This is a genomic window from Bradyrhizobium sp. IAR9 (assembly GCF_013408065.1).
Taxonomy (GTDB): domain Bacteria; phylum Pseudomonadota; class Alphaproteobacteria; order Rhizobiales; family Xanthobacteraceae; genus Bradyrhizobium.
In genome coordinates this window covers 130,723-148,689 of record NZ_JACBZW010000014.1, presented here as the reverse complement: position 1 = coordinate 148,689, position 17,967 = coordinate 130,723, and the positions used below count along the sequence as shown (strand labels likewise).

General features: G+C 65.5%; 14 protein-coding genes. 4 read left to right on the top strand and 10 right to left on the bottom strand.

The window, feature by feature from the left end; all coding sequences use genetic code 11:
• Positions 1-2: 2 nt before the first annotated feature.
• Complete coding sequence (gene metH, locus GGD67_RS30475) at positions 3-3,854, top strand: methionine synthase (protein ID WP_179738044.1); 3,852 nt, start codon at positions 3-5, stop codon at positions 3,852-3,854.
• Positions 3,855-4,048: 194 nt separating this feature from the next.
• Complete coding sequence (locus GGD67_RS30470) at positions 4,049-5,089, top strand: tetratricopeptide repeat protein (protein WP_179738035.1); 1,041 nt, start codon at positions 4,049-4,051, stop codon at positions 5,087-5,089.
• 339 nt (positions 5,090-5,428) lie between these two features.
• On the opposite strand, the gene GGD67_RS30465 is transcribed toward GGD67_RS30470, so the two are convergent.
• Complete coding sequence (locus GGD67_RS30465; protein WP_179738032.1) at positions 5,429-6,058, bottom strand: glutathione S-transferase family protein; 630 nt, start codon at positions 6,056-6,058, stop codon at positions 5,429-5,431.
• 134 nt (positions 6,059-6,192) lie between these two features.
• A complete protein-coding gene (locus GGD67_RS30460; RefSeq protein ID WP_018318809.1) occupies positions 6,193-6,495 on the bottom strand; it encodes a helix-turn-helix transcriptional regulator in 303 nt (100 codons plus the stop codon).
• Positions 6,496-6,522: 27 nt separating this feature from the next.
• On the opposite strand from GGD67_RS30460, the gene GGD67_RS30455 reads away from it, so the two are divergent.
• A complete protein-coding gene (locus tag GGD67_RS30455) occupies positions 6,523-7,506 on the top strand; it encodes a threonine/serine dehydratase (RefSeq protein WP_179738031.1) in 984 nt (327 codons plus the stop codon).
• A gap of 11 nt (positions 7,507-7,517) precedes the next feature.
• On the top strand, positions 7,518-7,937 hold the full coding sequence (locus GGD67_RS30450; RefSeq protein WP_179738028.1) for a DUF6636 domain-containing protein: 420 nt from the start codon (positions 7,518-7,520) through the stop codon (positions 7,935-7,937).
• A 344-nt stretch (positions 7,938-8,281) separates the two neighbouring features.
• On the opposite strand, the gene GGD67_RS30445 is transcribed toward GGD67_RS30450, so the two are convergent.
• The 8 genes from GGD67_RS30445 to pimA form a co-directional block, all read right to left on the bottom strand.
• On the bottom strand, positions 8,282-8,875 hold the full coding sequence (locus tag GGD67_RS30445) for an N-acetyltransferase (protein ID WP_179738026.1): 594 nt from the start codon (positions 8,873-8,875) through the stop codon (positions 8,282-8,284).
• A 270-nt stretch (positions 8,876-9,145) separates the two neighbouring features.
• Entirely contained in the window at positions 9,146-10,651 is a 1,506-nt protein-coding gene (gene glpK / locus GGD67_RS30440; RefSeq protein WP_179738024.1) for a glycerol kinase GlpK, read from the bottom strand.
• 314 nt (positions 10,652-10,965) lie between these two features.
• On the bottom strand, positions 10,966-11,358 hold the full coding sequence (locus GGD67_RS30435) for an endonuclease domain-containing protein (RefSeq protein WP_179738164.1): 393 nt from the start codon (positions 11,356-11,358) through the stop codon (positions 10,966-10,968).
• A gap of 130 nt (positions 11,359-11,488) precedes the next feature.
• Positions 11,489-12,262, bottom strand: coding sequence for an SDR family NAD(P)-dependent oxidoreductase (locus tag GGD67_RS30430; protein ID WP_179738022.1), 774 nt, complete (start codon positions 12,260-12,262; stop codon positions 11,489-11,491).
• 150 nt (positions 12,263-12,412) lie between these two features.
• Positions 12,413-13,555: a pimeloyl-CoA dehydrogenase small subunit gene (pimD, locus tag GGD67_RS30425; RefSeq protein WP_179738020.1), complete on the bottom strand. Its 1,143-nt coding sequence runs from the start codon at positions 13,553-13,555 to the stop codon at positions 12,413-12,415.
• A gap of 130 nt (positions 13,556-13,685) precedes the next feature.
• The gene (gene pimC, locus GGD67_RS30420) at positions 13,686-14,876 is read right to left on the bottom strand and encodes a pimeloyl-CoA dehydrogenase large subunit (protein ID WP_018318818.1); all 1,191 of its coding nucleotides are present in this window, start codon (positions 14,874-14,876) and stop codon (positions 13,686-13,688) included.
• 16 nt (positions 14,877-14,892) lie between these two features.
• Positions 14,893-16,080 (bottom strand): acetyl-CoA C-acyltransferase, encoded by a 1,188-nt coding sequence (locus GGD67_RS30415; protein WP_179738018.1) that lies wholly within the window; start codon positions 16,078-16,080, stop codon positions 14,893-14,895.
• Positions 16,077-17,759, bottom strand: coding sequence for a dicarboxylate--CoA ligase PimA (gene pimA / locus GGD67_RS30410; RefSeq protein WP_179738016.1), 1,683 nt, complete (start codon positions 17,757-17,759; stop codon positions 16,077-16,079). Before pimA ends, GGD67_RS30415 begins: the two co-directional genes overlap by 4 nt.
• Positions 17,760-17,967: the final 208 nt, after the last annotated feature.

Below are 17,967 nucleotides of genomic sequence, written 5' to 3'. Positions count from 1 at the left end.
AAATGACCGTACCCGTTTCCGCCAAGCGAACTGCCCTGCTCAACGCCGCGCGCGAGCGAATTCTCGTGCTCGACGGCGCCATGGGCACGATGATTCAGAACCTGCAGTTCGACGAGACCGCCTTCCGCGGCGAGCGCTTCAAGGACTTCCATCGCGATCTGCGCGGCAACAACGATTTGTTGATCCTGACCCAGCCGCGGGCGATCGAGGACATTCACGCGGCGTATTTGCGCGCGGGAGCCGACATCGTCGCCACCAACACCTTCTCCACGACCTCGATCGCGCAGGCCGACTACGACCTCACCGACATCGTCTATGAGATGGCGCGCGAAGGCGCCCGCCTCGCCGGCAATGCCGCGCGGCGCGTCGAGGCGGAGGACGGCAAGCCGCGTTTCGTCGCGGGCGCCATCGGTCCGACCAACCGCACCGCCTCGATCTCCCCCGACGTGTCCAACCCCGGCTACCGCGCCGTCACCTTCGACGATTTGCGCAAATCCTATGGCGAGCAGATCCGTGGCATGCTCGACGGCGGCGTCGACCTGCTGCTGGTCGAGACCATCTTCGACACGCTGAACGCCAAGGCGGCGCTCTATGCGATCGCCGAGATCACCGAAGAACGCGGCATCGACATGCCCGTGATGGTGTCGGGCACCATCACGGACAAATCCGGCCGCCTGCTCTCCGGCCAGATGCCGGAAGCGTTCTGGCATTCGGTGCGGCACGCAAAGCCCGTCACCATCGGCTTCAACTGCGCGCTCGGCGCAGAAGATCTGCGCGCGCATATCGCCGATATCGGTCGTGTCGCCGACACGCTGGTGTGTGCCTATCCAAACGCCGGCCTGCCCAACGAGTTCGGCCAGTATGACGAGACGCCGGAATACATGGCGCGCCTGGTCGGCGAGTTCGCGCGCGACGGCCTCGTCAACATCGTCGGCGGCTGCTGCGGCACCACGCCGGACCATATCGCGGCGATCGCCGCTGCGGTCGCCCCGCACAAGCCGCGCATCGTGCCGGAGATCGCATCGCGCCTGCGGCTCTCCGGCCTCGAGCCCTTCATCCTGACCGACGCAATCCCGTTCGTGAACGTCGGCGAGCGCACCAACGTCACGGGCTCCGCCCGTTTCCGCAAGCTGATCACCGCTGGCGACTACACGGCGGCGCTGCAGGTCGCGCGCGACCAAGTCGAGAACGGCGCGGTAGTTATCGACGTCAACATGGACGAGGGCCTGCTCGACTCTGAAGCCGCGATGGTGACGTTCCTCAACCTCGTCGCCGCCGAGCCCGACATCGCCCGCGTCCCCGTGATGGTCGATTCCTCGAAATTCTCCGTGATCGAAGCCGGCCTGAAATGCGTGCAGGGCAAGCCGGTCGTCAACTCGATCTCGATGAAGGAAGGCGAGGAAAAGTTCATTCACGAGGCCAAGATCGCCCGCCGTCATGGCGCGGCTGTCGTCGTGATGGCGTTCGACGAGGTCGGCCAGGCCGATACGTTCGCGCGCAAGACCGAGATCTGCAAGCGCGCCTACGACATCCTGGTGAACAAGGTCGGCTTCCCGCCTGAAGACATCATCTTCGATCCCAACGTCTTCGCGATCGCGACCGGCATCGAGGAGCACAACAATTACGGCGTCGACTTCATCGAGGCGACGCGCTGGATCCGCCGGAACCTGCCTGGCGCGCACATCTCGGGCGGCGTCTCCAATCTGTCGTTCTCGTTCCGCGGCAACGAGCCGGTGCGCGAGGCCATGCACTCGGTGTTCCTGTATCACGCCATCAAGGCGGGCATGGACATGGGCATCGTCAATGCCGGCCAGATGATCGTCTATGACGACATCGATCCTGAGCTGCGGCAGGTGTGCGAGGACGTCGTCCTCAACCGCGATCCGGGCGCGTCCGAACGGCTGCTGGCGCTGGCCGAGAAATTCCGCGGCAACAAGACCCAGACCAAGGAGGCCGATCTCGCCTGGCGCGAATGGCCGGTGGAGAAGCGGCTGTCGCATTCGCTGGTGCATGGAATCACCGAGTTCATCGAGCAGGACACCGAAGAGGCGCGCAAGCAGTCCTCGCGTCCGCTCGACGTGATCGAGGGCCCGCTGATGGCCGGCATGAACGTGGTCGGCGACCTCTTCGGCGACGGCAAGATGTTCCTGCCACAGGTGGTGAAATCCGCCCGCGTGATGAAGCAGGCGGTGGCCTGGCTGATGCCGTTCATGGAAGAAGAGAAGGCGCGCAACCTCGCCAACGGCGTCGGCACGGAAGGCTCCTCCTCCGCGGGCAAGATCGTGCTCGCGACCGTGAAGGGCGACGTCCACGACATCGGCAAGAACATCGTCGGCATCGTGCTCCAGTGCAACAATTTCGAGGTCATAGACCTCGGCGTGATGGTGCCGGCGGCGAAGATCGTCGAGACGGTGAAGGCGGAGAAGGCCGACATCGTCGGTCTCTCCGGCCTGATCACGCCCTCGCTCGATGAGATGGCGTTCTTCGCCGGCGAATTGCAGCGCGAGGGCCTCAAGCTGCCGCTGCTGATCGGCGGCGCCACCACGAGCCGCGTGCATACCGCCGTCAAGATCGACCCGAGCTATCGCGCCGGCCCCGTCGTGCATGTCAACGACGCCAGCCGCGCCGTCGGCGTTGCGTCCTCGCTGCTCTCACCCGAGAAGCGCGACGCCTATGCCGCCGAGGTACGTGCCGAATACGCCAAGATCTCGGACGCGCATCTGCGCGCGCAGGCCGACAAGAAGCGGCTGAAGCTGGAAGCCGCCCGCGCCAATCGCGTGCCGGTGGACTTTGCCAAGAACAAGCCGGTGAAGCCGACCTTCCTCGGCATCCGTAGCTTTGACGACTACGATCTCGCCGAGCTGGTCGACTGCATCGACTGGACGCCGTTCTTCCAGACCTGGGAGCTCGCGGGGCGCTTCCCCGCGATCCTCGACGACGCCAAGGTCGGCGAGGTCGCGCGCTCGCTCTATGACGACGCGCGCAAGATGCTCGACACCATCGTCAAGGAAAAATGGTTCCGGGCGCGCGCGACGATCGGCTTCTGGCCGGCGAACGCCGAAGGCGACGACATCGCGGTCTATGCCGATGAGAGCCGCACGAAGAAGATCGCGACGCTGCACACGCTGCGTCAGCAGCTCGAGAAGCGCGAGGGCCGCTTCAACGCGGCGCTCGCCGACTTCGTCGCGCCTGCGGGCGTGCCCGACTATGTCGGCGGCTTCGTCGTCACGGCCGGCATCGGCGAGGACGCGGTCGCCGATCGCTTCAAGATGGCCAACGACGATTACTCCTCGATCCTGTGCAAGGCGCTGGCCGATCGGCTCGCGGAAGCCTTTGCCGAGCGCATGCATGCGCGCGTGCGCCGCGAGTTCTGGGCCTACGCGCCGGACGAGGCGCTCTCCAACGACGAGCTGATCCTCGAGAAGTATCAGGGCATCCGCCCCGCGCCGGGCTATCCCGCGCAGCCCGACCACACCGAGAAGGCGACGCTGTTCGAGCTGCTCGATGCGGAAGCGACCTGCGGCGTGAAGCTGACCGAGAGCTTTGCGATGTGGCCGGGCTCCAGCGTGTCCGGGCTCTATTTCGCCAGCCCCGAGAGCTATTATTTCGGCGTCGGCAAGATCGAGCGCGACCAGGTCGAGGACTACGCCGCGCGCAAGGGCATGAGCGTCGCGGAAGCCGAGCGCTGGCTCGCGCCGGTGCTGAACTACATCCCGTCGCGAGAGGACAGTGACAAGGCCTTTGCGGCAACGGCGGCGAACGACGAGACGTCGAAGGATCTCGCCTCGCATCCGCCGGGCTGCACCTGCGCGGTGCATCTGGTCTGGCAGAAGAAGCGCGCGGGCGCGGGATAGGCCCCGCTCTGGCTACAAAACCAAAAATCTGAAAAACAACCCCATGCACAGTAGCGATGGGGTTGAAAAGATTGAGCGATTTCGGGCCCCCGAGGCCGCATTTGCAGCGTCGGGCAAAACACCTGTAATATTCCATCATCGCCCGCCGCGTCAGCACTCCGTCAGATGCCACATGCTCCGATCTCGTGTACCGGATGGGATACGACAAACATCCGGCCGGCGCGCGGGAGGGCGGCATTCGTAATCATCTGAAAATCCTGGGCTCCTGCCTCGTGATGATTGGCGGGATCTTCGTCTTGCATCATGCCGTCCCGCTCGATGCGGCGGTGGCCGAGGTTGCGCAGCAACCGTCCAAGTCAAATGATGCCAGCGGAACCATGCAAACCGTCACAAAGCTCCTCGCCCAACCCCGCTCGCCGTCGCGCGATGACCAGCTCTATTTGGCCGCGGTAGCCCTGTTCAAGGCGATCGAGGCAGGCAAGGCGCCGGTCGAGAGTCGCGACACGCTGGCAAGGGCGCTGCATGAGGTCGCGCTCGGCGGGCACGCCAACGCTTGGATCGACTATGGCCGCTGCCTCTGGAACGGCTGGGGCGTGCCGCGCGATCGCGACGCGGCGATCGCTGCCTACAAACGCGCGGCCGAACTCGGCTCGGATTACGGCGCCTATCTCACCGCCTATAATCTCTATTGGACGTTCAGGAAATATGACGACGCCTATGCTTACGCGCAGAAAGCGCTTGCAGGCGACGACCCCGATGGCGCCGTGCGCTACCTGCTGGGGCTGATGGCCTACAACGGTCGCGGCCAACCGAAGGACGTGGCCAAGAGCCTTGCATTGCATCTCGAAGCGGCGAAGCGCGGCAACGCCGATGCCTATTTCGAGCTGTTCGTCTATGCGATGCAAGGCATCGGGGACCGCGACAAGGCAGTGTTCTACCTGAAGCAGGCCGGACAACGCGACCAGCCGCGCGCCTTCGCCAATCTCGGCGCGCTCCATGCCACCGGGCAATTGCCCGGCATCGAGAAGGATCTCGGCGAGTCCATCCGCTGGTACAAGCGCGCCGCCGATCTCGGCGTCGGCCGCGCCGCCGCAGCGCTCGGCGTGATGGCGACGCGCGGCGAAGGGATGGCGAAGGACCCGGATGCCGCGGAGGCGTACTTCCATCGTGCCGAGGATTTGGGGTTTGAACTGGACGAGTATCTGCGGACGAACGGCGTGACGCGGAGGAAGTAGTCGCCCCCGTCATTCCGGGGGGCGCCAAAGCGCGAACTCTGGATGACGGACTAAAGCGCGATGAATCGTCATCTCACTTTGGCTTGCTGCTTAAGTGTGATCTTTTCGAAAGACCGCTTCGCACTTTTCCGGCTCATGGTCTAGGAAACCCAAGCCCCAGCCGCGATCCCCATCCTCCCCTGGAGGGAGAGGATCGGTGCGCACGCAGCGTAGCGGAATGCGGACCGAGGTGGGGTGACGGTCCCTCCGCATTCAACAGCGCCCGTGTTGAGAGATCACCCCACCCCGCTCGCGCTTCGCGCGATCGACCCTCCCCCTCCAGGGGAGGGTAAGTGCGCATCATCCCTTCGGCGGGGACAGCGGCTGCACGATCTCCCTGAACGGCGCGAGAGCTTCGCAGCGCTCGGCATGCGCAGCCAGCGCCGGGTAACGCGACGCGTCGAACAGCTGCGGATGCGCCTCGCGGGTGAAGCGGACGACGCAGGCCACCGCGATGTCGGCGTGGCCGATGCGGCCGCCCAGCCAGTACGGCGTCGTCACCTTGGCCCGCTCGGCCTCCAGCACTTTCAGCACGTCGCCAATCTGCGCCTGGCAACGCTCGACCCACAGCGCGAGCTGCTCCTTCCGCAGCACGCGCTCATAGAGCAGGCTCACCGCCTTGTCGCCGAGACCGGAAGCGAGCGCGCAGATGCGCAAATGCTTCCGCCGCTCAGTGCCGCTGCGCGGCAGCATCGCCTTCCCTGGCCCGACAAGTTCGTCGAGATAATCCAAAATGACCGTGCTCTCGATCAGCGCCTCGCCGTCGTCGAGCACCAGGGTCGGCACCCGCCGCAGCGGATTATAGGGCGCGATCTGGTCGGCATCGCCGAAGGTCGACCACGGCTTGTGGTCGAAGGCGAGCCCATAAAGCCGCAGCGCAATCGCGACGCGGCGGACGAAGGGGGAATCATATTGGCCGATCAGGAACATGGTTCTTGCTCTTCCAAGCGGTTGGACACGGCGGGGCCGTCCAGTCTCCACGACCTGATCGGCGCGGCGCAAGAAATATCTCGGAAATGGAGCATTGCACCGGCTGCAACGTCGCCCGCGATGGCGCTGCGCGCTCAGAGGCCGTCCTGGATCGAGCGCTTGATCGCGGCAATCGCGGTCTCGTTGCGCTTGTACATCGTCCACTGCTTGATGCGCTTGGCGCGCACGAGCTTGGCGGCGGTCAGCACCCGCATGTGCTCGCTCACCGTCGGCGCGCTGACGCCGAGCTTTTCGGCGATCAGCAATCCGCAGACGCCGTCCTCGACCAGGTCGCCATCGGCCTGCTCGCGAAAATGCTTCCGCGGATCCCGCAGCCATTCCAGGATCTGCAGGCGACGTTCGTTGGCGAGCGCGCGCAGGGCGACGGCAAATTTCATTTAGCCATTTTGCTAATTACCTAATTGATGTCAACTCTCCGATGCGCTATTCTGGACGGCATCATGACAGCGACAATGGACATCACACGGGAGCGGATTGCGGCGACCGAAGCGGTCATCCGTCCGCATATCAGGCGCACGCCCCTTCTTCGGGCCGATCTCGCCGATTTCGGCCTGCCGGCGGCGCCCCTCGCGTTCAAGCTCGAGATGCTGCAGCATTCCGGATCGTTCAAGGCGCGCGGCGCCTTCGCCAATCTGTTGCTGCGGCAGGTGCCGGAGGTCGGTGTCGTCGCCGCATCCGGCGGCAATCACGGCGCGGCCGTCGCCTATGCGGCGCAGCGGCTCGGCATCCCCGCCACGATCTTCGTGCCCGACATCACCTCACCGGCGAAGGCCGAGCGGATCAGGGGTTATGGCGCCAAGCTCGTGATCGCGGGCAACCGCTACGCCGATGCGCTCGCTGCGAGCGAGGCGCATGTCGCGCAGACCGGCGCGCTTGCCGTCCATGCCTACGACCAGGCCGAAACCCTGCTCGGCCAGGGCAGCGTCGGACTGGAGCTGGAGCAGGACGCGCCCGGCATCGACACACTGCTCGTGGCGGTCGGCGGCGGCGGCCTGATCGGCGGCATTGCGGCATGGTTCGCCGGCAGGACACGTATCGTCGCGGTCGAGCCGGAGCAATCGCCTACCCTGCACACGGCGTTTGAAGCGGGTGCTCCGGTCGATGCGCCCGCCGGCGGTCTCGCCGCCGACAGCCTTGCGCCGCGGCGCGTCGGCGAACTGATGTTTCCGATCGCCCGCGCTCATGTGGAGCGCGTCGTCCTCGTCAGCGACGCTGCGATCCGGCAGGCCCAGGCCGCCCTGTGGTCATGCTTGCGTCTCGTCGCCGAGCCGGGCGGCGCAGCGGCATTTGCCGCGGTGCTCTCCGGCCGCTATCGTCCCGCGACCGGTGAACGCGTCGCGGTTCTGGTCTGCGGCGCCAACACCAATGCGGTGAATTTCGACAGTTGAGCGGGAATGACATGACAAGGCCGCGTGCACTGATCCTGATATCGATCCTGCTGCCGATGGCCGGTGTCGCCTACGCGCAGGACCGCCCGATCGGCTTCTTGACGCCGTCGAAGAACATCGCCTGCCAATTCTTCACCGACAATGGTCAGGGCGTGCTCCGCTGCGACCTCATGAACATCGAGAGCCGCCCGCACCGTCCCGCCGATTGCGAGCTCGACTATGGCCACGCCTTCGAGATGAGCGCGAAGGGAGCCGCAGGGCGCATCTGCGCCGGTGACACCGTGATGGACGCCTCGCTGCCGGTGTTGGCCTATGGCGAGGTGTGGCAGCGCGAAGGATTCACGTGCCGGTCGGAGCAGACGGGCTTGACGTGTTTCAACGAGATGCAGCGGGGGTTTTCGCTGGCGCGGGCAGAACAGAGGTTGTTTTGAGGAGTAGCTGCATGGAGTGCAGCGGAATACGGGGACGCCGTCCCGGATTGCGCTGCGCTCCATCCGGGCTACAAGTGCTGCCACAAGTTCAGCCGTCATCCTGAGGCGCGAGCCTTGCGATGCGCGAGCAGCGCGAGGGGAGCCTCGAAGGATGGGCCACGGGCGCTTGCGGCCCATCCTTCGAGGCGCGCAAGAGCGCGCACCTCAGGATGACGACGAAGCGTGTGGCAGCGGACGATCTTAGCCGACATGAGCAAAGCGAGATGCGGCGACGCTCCCCTGATTGCGTTCGCCTCCGACCGGCGGCGGGCCAGCCGCTCGTCTGGGTTACGCTCGCTCGCGCATCATTCAATGACCGGCACATGCTTCGCCGCCGTCCGCGGCGCCGTGCCGTCAAGGCGTGGATCGTCGGCGATCTCGATCTGGCGCCGGAATGGGCGGAAGCCGGAGCGCTGGTAAAACGCGACGGCGGATGGATGATCGGGCGTGCAGGTGTGCACCCAGACGCGGCGGACGTCCCGCGACCAGGCGCGCTCCAGCGCGCGGTTCATCAGGAAGCGCGCGGCGCCAGTGCCGATCAGGGATGCGGTGACGCCGAAATAGACCAGCTCGCACTGGCCGGGCTCGCGGAAGTCGAGCTCGAGCAGGCCTTCATCGCGGCCGTCCACCACCAGTGCGTAGACCTCGATATCAGGCGCGTGGATGGTTGCGGCGAGCTCGGTGTCGGTCATGCGGGCGCGCGAGAACCACAGCCAGTCCTCGCCGACGCGGCGGAAGAGATCGCGATACCAAGGAAGCGTGGGGGCGTCGACCTTGCGCAGGGTCCAGACGCCGGTGGGATCGTCGCGGCGCGCGGGCGGCGCGGTCATCTCCAGATGGGTGACGACGGCGGCGATCTTGCCAGCAGGCACATCGGAATAGCCGTCGGGGAGGATCATGCTTTGTTACCTGGCTTCAAAGCGCGAGACTGCAGAGCTTACGCTGAACACTTCATCGTCGTTCCGGGACAAGCGCGCCTTAAGTGCGCGCTGGATCCGGGACGTCCGCGCGAGCGCTTGCGCTCGTCGCGATAACCACAGGAAGTGGTTTGGCGACGATCGATCGTTCGGGATTGGCTCCGCCTGCCATCGACAGACCTCGCGGTATGGGTCCCTGCGCCCGTGCGCAATTGCGCACTAGGCAGGGACGACGATTTGGATGGTGGCGTATCAGCCCTCCCCCTCATCGCTCGCCAGCACGCCCTTCACCGCCCTCGCCCAGCCCGCGAGCTTCCGCTCACGCGTCGCCTGGCTCATGTTCGGCTTGAAGCGGTGCTCGAGGCGCCAGTTGTCGGCGAATTTGGTCGGCTCGGGATAGACGCCGGCCTGGAGGCCGGCGAGGTAGGCGGCGCCCAGCGCTGTCGTCTCCTGGATCACGGGGCGATCGACCGGCGCGTCCAGCAAATCCGCGAGGCGCTGCATGGTCCAGTCGGAGGCGGTCATGCCGCCGTCGACGCGGAGCACGACGCTGGCGGTTTCCGAGCTTGGCCAGTCGGCGCGCATCGCGGCCCAGAGGTCAAAAGTCTGGTAGCAGACGCTTTCGAGCGCGGCATGGGCAAGCTCGGCGGGGCCGGTGTTGCGGGTGAGGCCGAACAGGGCGCCGCGAACGCGCGGATTCCAATAGGGCGCGCCCATGCCGACGAAAGCCGGAACGAGATAGACGCTCTGCATGGAGTCGGACTGATCCGCGAGCGGGCCGGTCTCGGCGGCGTGCTTGATGATGCCGAGGCCGTCGCGCAGCCATTGCACGGCTGAGCCGGCGACGAAGATCGAGCCTTCGAGCGCGTAAGTGCGTTTGCCATCGAGCTGATAGGCGACGGTGGTGAGCAGCTTGTTCTTCGAGACAACAGGCGTGGTGCCGGTGTTGAGCAGCGCAAAGCAGCCGGTGCCGTAGGTCGACTTCATCATGCCCGGGCGGAAGCAGGCCTGGCCGATGGTGGCGGCCTGCTGGTCGCCGGCGATGCCTGAGATCGCAATCGCGCCGCCGAACAGATCGGGCGTGCTTTCGCCGAAACGGGCGGAGGAATCCTTCACCTCGGGCAGCATCGAGCGCGGCACGCCGATGATCTCCAGCAGTTCGTCGTCCCATTGGCCGGTGTGGATGTTGAACAGCAGCGTGCGTGAGGCGTTGGTGGCGTCGGTGGCGTGCACCTTGCCGCCGGTGAGGCGCCAGAGCAGATAGCAATCGACCGTGCCGAACATCAGTTCGCCGCGCGCGGCGCGCGCCCGGGCGCCGGGGACGTGGTCGAGGATCCAGGCGACCTTGGTGCCGGAGAAATAGGGATCGATGATCAGCCCGGTCTTCTGCGAGATCACGGGCTCGCGGCCGTCGGTCTTGAGTTTGGCACAGATGTCGGCGGTGCGGCGGTCCTGCCAGACGATGGCGCGATGCACGGCCTGCCCGGTGGCGCGGTCCCACACCACGGTGGTCTCGCGTTGATTGGTGATGCCGATCGCCGCGATGTCCTTCGCGGTGATGCCGGCCTGCTCGATCGCCTCGCGGCAGACCATCACCGTCGAGGTCCAGATGTCCTCAGGCTCGTGCTCGACCCAGCCCGAGGCCGGAAAATGCTGCGGAAACTCCTGCTGCGCCTTCGCCGCGATGGATATGTCGCCGCGAAACACGATGGCGCGCGAGGAGGTGGTGCCCTGGTCGATGGCGAGGACGAAAGACATGGCGGCTTACCCTGGCGTTATCCCGGAGGGGATCATTGCGTCGCGCCAAAGAAAACGGGATTGCCGGCAAGAGGTCAAGGCGGGTCTCCCTTACCCTCCCCTGGAGGGGGAGGGTCGACCGCGCAGCGCGCGGGCGGGGTGGGGTGAAGCCACGAAGGCGGTCTCTCCTTCCTTCTAGAAAGAGCTCTCGCCCCCATCCGCAAGCACCGAATTCGCGGACAGTCTGTCACCCCACCCCGCTACGCATTCCGCTTCGCTGCATGCGTAGCGACCCTCCCCCTCCAGGGGAGGGTAAGACGACAGCGAACTGCAAGCTAGGTTCTGCGGTGCTTCAAGGGGGCGGCTTCCGCCTCGCGCGATCCATACAGCTCGACATAGATGCGCTCGAGCACTGCCGTCGGGTCGCTCCCGATCTCAGAATTCCAGAATCGGATGACTCGATAGCCTTCGTTCTCGAGCCAACCTTGACGCGCGAGATCGCGGGCAGCCGTATCGTCTTCATTGTGATGCCCGCCATCGAGCTCGATGATGAGCCGCTTGGCCGGGCAGAAGAAATCGACCACGTACGGACCAATTGGCGCTTGCCGGCGGAAGTGCGAGCCGTCCATCGGAAGCTCCTTGAGGGCGCGCCACAGGATCCGTTCGTGCGGCGTGCTGTTCGCTCTCAACTTCTTCGCGGCGGCGCGTCGGATCGATGTTGAGACCATTTGCGTGGCTTCACCCCACCCCGCTCGCGCGTTTGCGCGAGCGACCACGGGCGAGCTACGCTCGTCCCGGACCCCTCCAGGGGAGGGTAAGGGAAACGCGCCCGCGTTACAATTGCAAGTGGTGGACCGGCTACACCGCAGCCGTGGTCACGCCGCCGTCGATGACGATGGTCTGGCCGGTCATGAAACTCGAGGCATCGGAAGCCAGATACGCCACTGCGCCGGCGATCTCGTCGGGTTCACCGATGCGGCGCAGCGGCGTGGTGGCGGTGCGGCGCTTCAGCATGGCTTCGTCTTCCCACAGCGCGCGGGCGAAATCGGTCTTGACGAGGCCGGGCGCGATGCAGTTGACGCGGACGCCTTTCGGGCCCCACTCGCCGGCGAGCGAGCGGCAAAGCGCGAAATCGGCCGCTTTCGAGATACCGTAGGCGCCGATCACGGTGGAACCACGCAAGCCCCCGATCGAGGAGATGATGACGACGGAGCCGTTGCCACGCTCGGCCATTTGCGGAATCGCGAGCGCGGAGAGCCAGATGTTGCTCTTGACGTTGCTCCCCATGATTTTGTCGAAGGCCTCGTCGGTGATGTCGAGCAGCGGGCCGTAATAGGGATTCACCGCGGCGTTGCAGACGAGGATGTCGATCTTGCCGTAATGCCTGGTGGCGCCCGCGATCAGCGCCTCGACCTCGGCCTTGCGCGCGATGTTGCAGGGGATGACGGTGGCATCGCCGCCAGCCGCAATGATGCCGTCGACGACTTCCTTGCAGGCGTCAGCCTTGCGCGAGGAGACCACGACCTTGGCGCCGAGTTTCGCCAGCAGTTCGGCGGAAGAGCGGCCGATGCCGCGGCTGGAGCCGGTGACCACGGCGACCTTGCCGGTGAGATCGAACGGGGTGTTTTTCATTGTTGTTGCCTCCGTTGATTGAACTTGCTCGGTGTCATCGTCCGGCTTGGCCGGGCGATCCAGTATTCCAGAGGCGGCGCGGCTTGAATCGAGAAGCCGCGGCGTACTGGATCCCCCGCTTTCGCGGGGGATGACAGTCGTTGCTTGGCCTCAGATCAACCCGCCACCATCGGCGACGCGGCGCTGGTGGTAATCGGTGTCGCCGAACGAGTTCTCGATCATGGTGAGGCGCTTGAAGTAGTGGCCGATCTTCGCCTCCATGGTCATGCCGATGCCGCCGTGGAGCTGGATGGCCTGCTGGCCGACAAATTTCAGCGACTTGCCGATCTGCACCTTGGCCGCGGCGATGGCGTTGGAGCGCTCCTTGGCGTTCTCGAAATCGTTCGCCATGGTCGCGAACATCGACATCGAGCGCGCCTGCTCGGCCGCCACGAACATGTCGGACGCCCGGTGCTGCAGCGACTGGAACGAGCCGATCGCGACGCCGAACTGCTTTCGGGTCTTGATGTACTCGACCGTGGTCTTGAGCGATTCGTCCATCAGGCCGACCGCCTCGGCGCAGAGCGCGACGCGGGCTTCATCGACGACGCGCTCGATCAGCGCCAGCGAATCCTCGGGATTGCCGAGCACGGCATCGGGGCCGATGTCGACACCGGTGAGCGTGATGTCGGCGGCGTGCAGGCCGTCCTGGGTCGGGTAGGACTTCCTGGTCACGCCCTTGGCATTCGCCGGCACCAGGAACACGCCGATGCCGTTTCTGTCGCGGCGCTCGCCCTTGGTGCGCGCGGTGACGATCAAGGTGTCGGCATTCTCGCCGTTGAGCACGACGAATTTTTCGCCGTCGATGACCCAGCCGTCGCCCTTCTTCTTCGCCGTGGTCGAGACGTCGAAGAGATCGTAGCGCGAGTTCTTCTCGAGCTGGGCGAACGCCAGCGTCTTGCTGCCGTCGATGATCCCGGGCACGTGCGCGGCCTTCTGCGCGTCGGTGCCGGCATGGCGCAGGAAGCCGCCGCCGATCACGACCGTTGCCAGATACGGCTCGAGCACCAGCGCCTTGCCGAGCGCCTCCATCACGATCATGGTCTCGACGCCGCCGCCGCCGAAGCCGCCATCGGCCTCGCTGAAGGGCAGGCCGAGCAGGCCCTGCTCGGCAAGCTTGAGCCAGACGGTTTTGCTCCAGCCGCCCTTCTCCTTCATGTACTTCTTGCGCTGCTCGAAATCGTAGGAATCGGTCAGCAGGCCGTCGATGCTTTCCTTGAGAAGCCGCTGCTCCTCGTTCAGATCAAAATCCATGTTGTTTGGTTCCTCGTACCCGGAATTTTGCTTCGTCATTCCGGGACACGCGCGATAGCGCGGGGACCCGGAATCCAGAGATTGTGGCGCGAGATTCCGGGTTCGCGCTAACGCGCGCCCCGGAATGACATTAGAGCCCCAGCACCGCCTTGGCGATGATGTTGCGCTGGATCTCGTTGGAGCCGCCGTAGATCGAGACCTTGCGGTTGTTGAAGTAGCTCGGCGCGATCTGGGCGGTCCAGTCCATGGCTTCGTTCGAGCCGTCGTCGCCATGCACGTCGTAGGGCGCGGCGAAGGGGCCGATCACTTCCATCAGCAGCTCGGTGGTGGTCTGCTGGATCTCGGAGCCCTTGATCTTCAGCACCGAGGAAGCCGGATTGGGCTTGCCCTTGCCGTGCTTGCCTTCGTCGGCGACGACGCGGAGCTGAGTGAGTTCCAGCGCCTTCAGCTCGATCTCGCAAGCCGCGAGCTTCTCGCGGAAAGCGGCGTCCTGGATGATCGGCTTGCCGCCGGATTCGACCTTGCCGGCGAGATCGCGGATGCGGCGCAGCCGCTCCTTGGAGACGCCGACGCGGGCGATGCCGGTGCGCTCGTTGCCGAGCAGGAATTTTGCGTAGTCCCAGCCCTTGTTCTCCTCGCCGATCAGATTCTCGTAGGGAACCTCGACGTCGTCGAAGAACACCTCGTTGACCTCGACGCCGCCGTCGATGGTCTGGATCGGGCGCACCGTGACGCCTTTCGACTTCATCGAGAACACGATGAAGGAGATGCCCATCTGCTTCTTGGCGCCGGGATCTGTGCGGCACAGGCAGAAGATCATGTCGGCGTGCTGGGCGAGCGTGGTCCAGGTCTTCTGGCCGTTGATGATCCACTTGTCGCCCTTGCGCTCAGCCTTGGTCTTGAGCGAGGCAAGGTCGGAGCCCGAACCCGGCTCGGAGAAGCCCTGGCACCACCAATCATCGACATTGGCGATGCGCGGCAGATATTGCTTCTTCTGCTCCTCGTTGCCGAAGGTGTAGATGACGGGGCCGACCATGCTGACGCCGAAGGCGAGCGGCTGCGGCGCCGGATAGGACTGCAGCTCCTCATTGAAGATGTAGTGCTGCACGCTGGTCCAGCCGGTGCCGCCATATTGCTTGGGCCAGTGGCTGACGCCCCAGCCCTTCTTGTTGAGGATGCGCCACCACGTCACCATCTCGTCCTTGCTGAGATGACGCCCCTCGACCATCTTGCGCCGTGTATCCGGCGGCACGTTGTCGCGGAAGAACTGCCGCACTTCCTCGCGAAACGCCTGCTCTTCTTTCGTGAATGCGAGATCCATCGGATCCTCCTGTGAATTACTGCAAAACCTCGAACAAGCCGGCCGCGCCCATGCCGCCGCCGACGCACATGGTGACCACCGCATATTTCGCCTTGCGGCGGCGGCCTTCGATCAAAGCGTGGCCGGTGAGGCGCGCGCCGGACATGCCGTAGGGATGGCCGACCGCGATCGCGCCGCCGTCGACGTTGATCTTGTCGGGATCGATGCCGAGCTTGTCGCGGCAATACAGCACCTGCACCGCGAAAGCTTCGTTCAGCTCCCACAGGCCGATGTCGTCGACGGTGAGGCCGTGACGCTTGAGCAGGCGCGGCACGGCGAAGACCGGGCCGATGCCCATCTCGTCCGGCTCGCAGCCGGCGGAGACGAAGCCGCGGAAGATGCCGAGCGGCTTGAGGCCGCGCTTCGAGGCTTCCTTGTCGCTCATGATGACGGAGGCGCTGGCGCCGTCGGAGAGCTGACTGGCATTGCCGGCGGTGATCGAAAAGCCCTCACCGCGCACGGGCTTGAGGCCGGCGAGGCCTTCGATCGTGGTCTCGGGGCGCGGACCTTCGTCCTGCGACAGCGTGACGTCCTTCATCGACACGGCGCCGGTCGCCTTGTCGGTGACCGCCGTCTGCGTCGTGATCGGCGCGATCTCCTCCTTGAACTTGCCGCCCTGCTGGGCGGCCGCAGTGCGGCGCTGGCTCTCCAGCGAATACTCGTCCTGCTTCTCGCGCGAGATGCCGTAGCGCTTGGCGACGACTTCCGCCGTGTCGATCATGGGCATGTAGACCTCGCCCTTGATCTTGAGTAGCGCAGGGTCCTGGGCGTGGAAGCCGTTCATCTTGTCGTTCTGCACGAGGCTGATCGACTCGCCGCCGCCGCCGACCGCGATCTCGACGCCGTCGAAGATCACCGAGCGCGCGGCGAGCGCGATCGCCTGCAGGCCGGAGGCGCATTGCCGGTCGATCGTGGTGCCGGCGACGGTGACGGGAAGGCCGGCGCGCAGCAGCGCCTTGCGCGCGATGTTGCCGCCGGTCGCGCCCTGCTGCAGCGCCGCGCCCATCACGACGTCCTCGATCTCCTTCGGATCGACCTTGGCACGCGCGACGGCTTCGCCGATGGCGTGGCCGAGCAGGGTTGCGCCCTCGGTGGCATTGAGCGCGCCGCGATAGGCCTTGCCGATCGGGGTGCGGGCGGTGGAAACGATGACGGCGTCGGTCAAGAACGAGCTCCTGATGCGGTTTTAGTGGATTGTGACGGTTTCTGCTGTTGGCGCAATTCGTGGCGCGACAATTTTCCGACCGGCGTACGCGGCAGATCGTCGACGAACTCGACCACGGCCGGCAATTCGTGCTTGCCGAGCTTGCCGGCGAGCTGCGCGCGCAGCTCGTCGAGCGAGAACGGCTTTGCGTCCGGCTTCAGCTTGATGAAGGCCTTCGCGGCCTCGCCGCGATACTGGTCTGGGATGCCGAGCACGATCACCTCGTGCACGCCAGGAATGGTGTAGATCGCCTGCTCGATCATCTGCGGATAGACGTTGAAGCCGCCGGAGATGATCATGTCCTTCTTGCGATCGACCAGGAAGAAATAGCCGTCGGTGTCGACATAGCCGATGTCGCCGGTGAGAAAGCGGCCGTCGACGAAGGCGTCCGTGGATCCCTCCGGCTTGTTCCAGTAGCCCCTGGTGACGTTCGGGCCCTTGATGCGGATTTCCCCGACTTCGCCCGGCGCAAGCACGCGCTTGGGATCATCGAGCGCGACGACGTCGAGCTCGATGCCGGGCAGCATCAGGCCGATCGAGCCGGGCTTGTCCGGCCCCGTTGGCGGATGGCCGGTGCCGGGCGAGCAGGTCTCGGTCATGCCCCAGCCGCTGCGCAGCTTCTTGCCGACCTTGCGCTCGAAGAAGCTCGCGACCTCCACCGGCAGCGGCGCGCCGCCGGAGCCGATGGTGGCGAGCGAGGAGAAGTCGCGCTTGTCCAGATCCGGCAGCGCGGCGATCGCGATCCACATCGTCGGCACGCCCGGAAAATACGTCGCGCGCTTGGCCTCGATGTCGCGCATCACGGCTTCGACGTCGAAGCGCTGATGCAGCGAGACCAGATTGCCGCGGCTGAGCGAGGACAGCAGCACCACGGTCAGCGCGTAGATGTGGAACAGCGGCAGCACGCAGATGACGCGCTCGATCGTCTCGCCGCGCGCGGCGCGCGCCGGCTTGCCCCAGACGTCGTAGATCGACACCGCCGAGGTGAGATTGCCGTGGGTGAGCATCGCGCCCTTGGGCAGACCGGTGGTGCCGCCGGTATATTGCAGCAGCGCGACGTCGTCGGCCGTTACGACAGGCCATTGGGCCGGCGCGGTCGCGCCCTCGGTGAAGGCCTTGAAGGTGACGATGCGGGGATCATCCGGGATCGCCGCCTGCGGCGTGCCGATCTTGCCCCAATGATCGTCCTCGCAGACGACGAGACGGTCGATCAACCCCTTCTCCAAAAACTTCAGCGCGGTCGGCAGCAGCGCCGCAAGGTTCGAGGTGACCAGCAGGCGCGAGCCGGAGTCCGAGATTTTGTGCGTCAGCGCGATCTCGCCGTCGAGCGGCGACAGATGCGCGAGGCGGGCGCCTGCCTTCAGCGCGCCGAAGAAATTGACGGGATGGTCCGGCGAGTTGCCGAGGAACAGCGCGATGGACGTTCCCTTGCCGTAGCCGGCGCGCAGAAACGCCGCCGCCGCACGCTCGGCCTGAGCTGCGAGCTCCGTGTATGTGATCGGGCGATCTCGAAATTCCAGAGCGGTGCGCGGACCGTAATCGGCGGCAGCTTTCGACAGCAAGTCAGGCAGCGTGCCCTGGACGATGGTGTCGTCCCACCGCACGCCCTCGGGATAGAACTGTTCGCCGGGATGGGTCATTGGCGATCGATACTCTGCAAAACGGTAGTCGCCGGGTCGTGTGAGGTGGGCACCGGCGGACGGGCTCCCTTCCCCCTTGTGGGGAAGGGTTGGGAAAGGGGGTAGCCACAAATTCCGATCTCGCCCGGGGCCATCCCCCTCCCTGCCCCTCCCCCACAAGGGGGGAGGGAACGGAGAGAGCTTTGCCCGGAGCGCGACATCGCAGCAG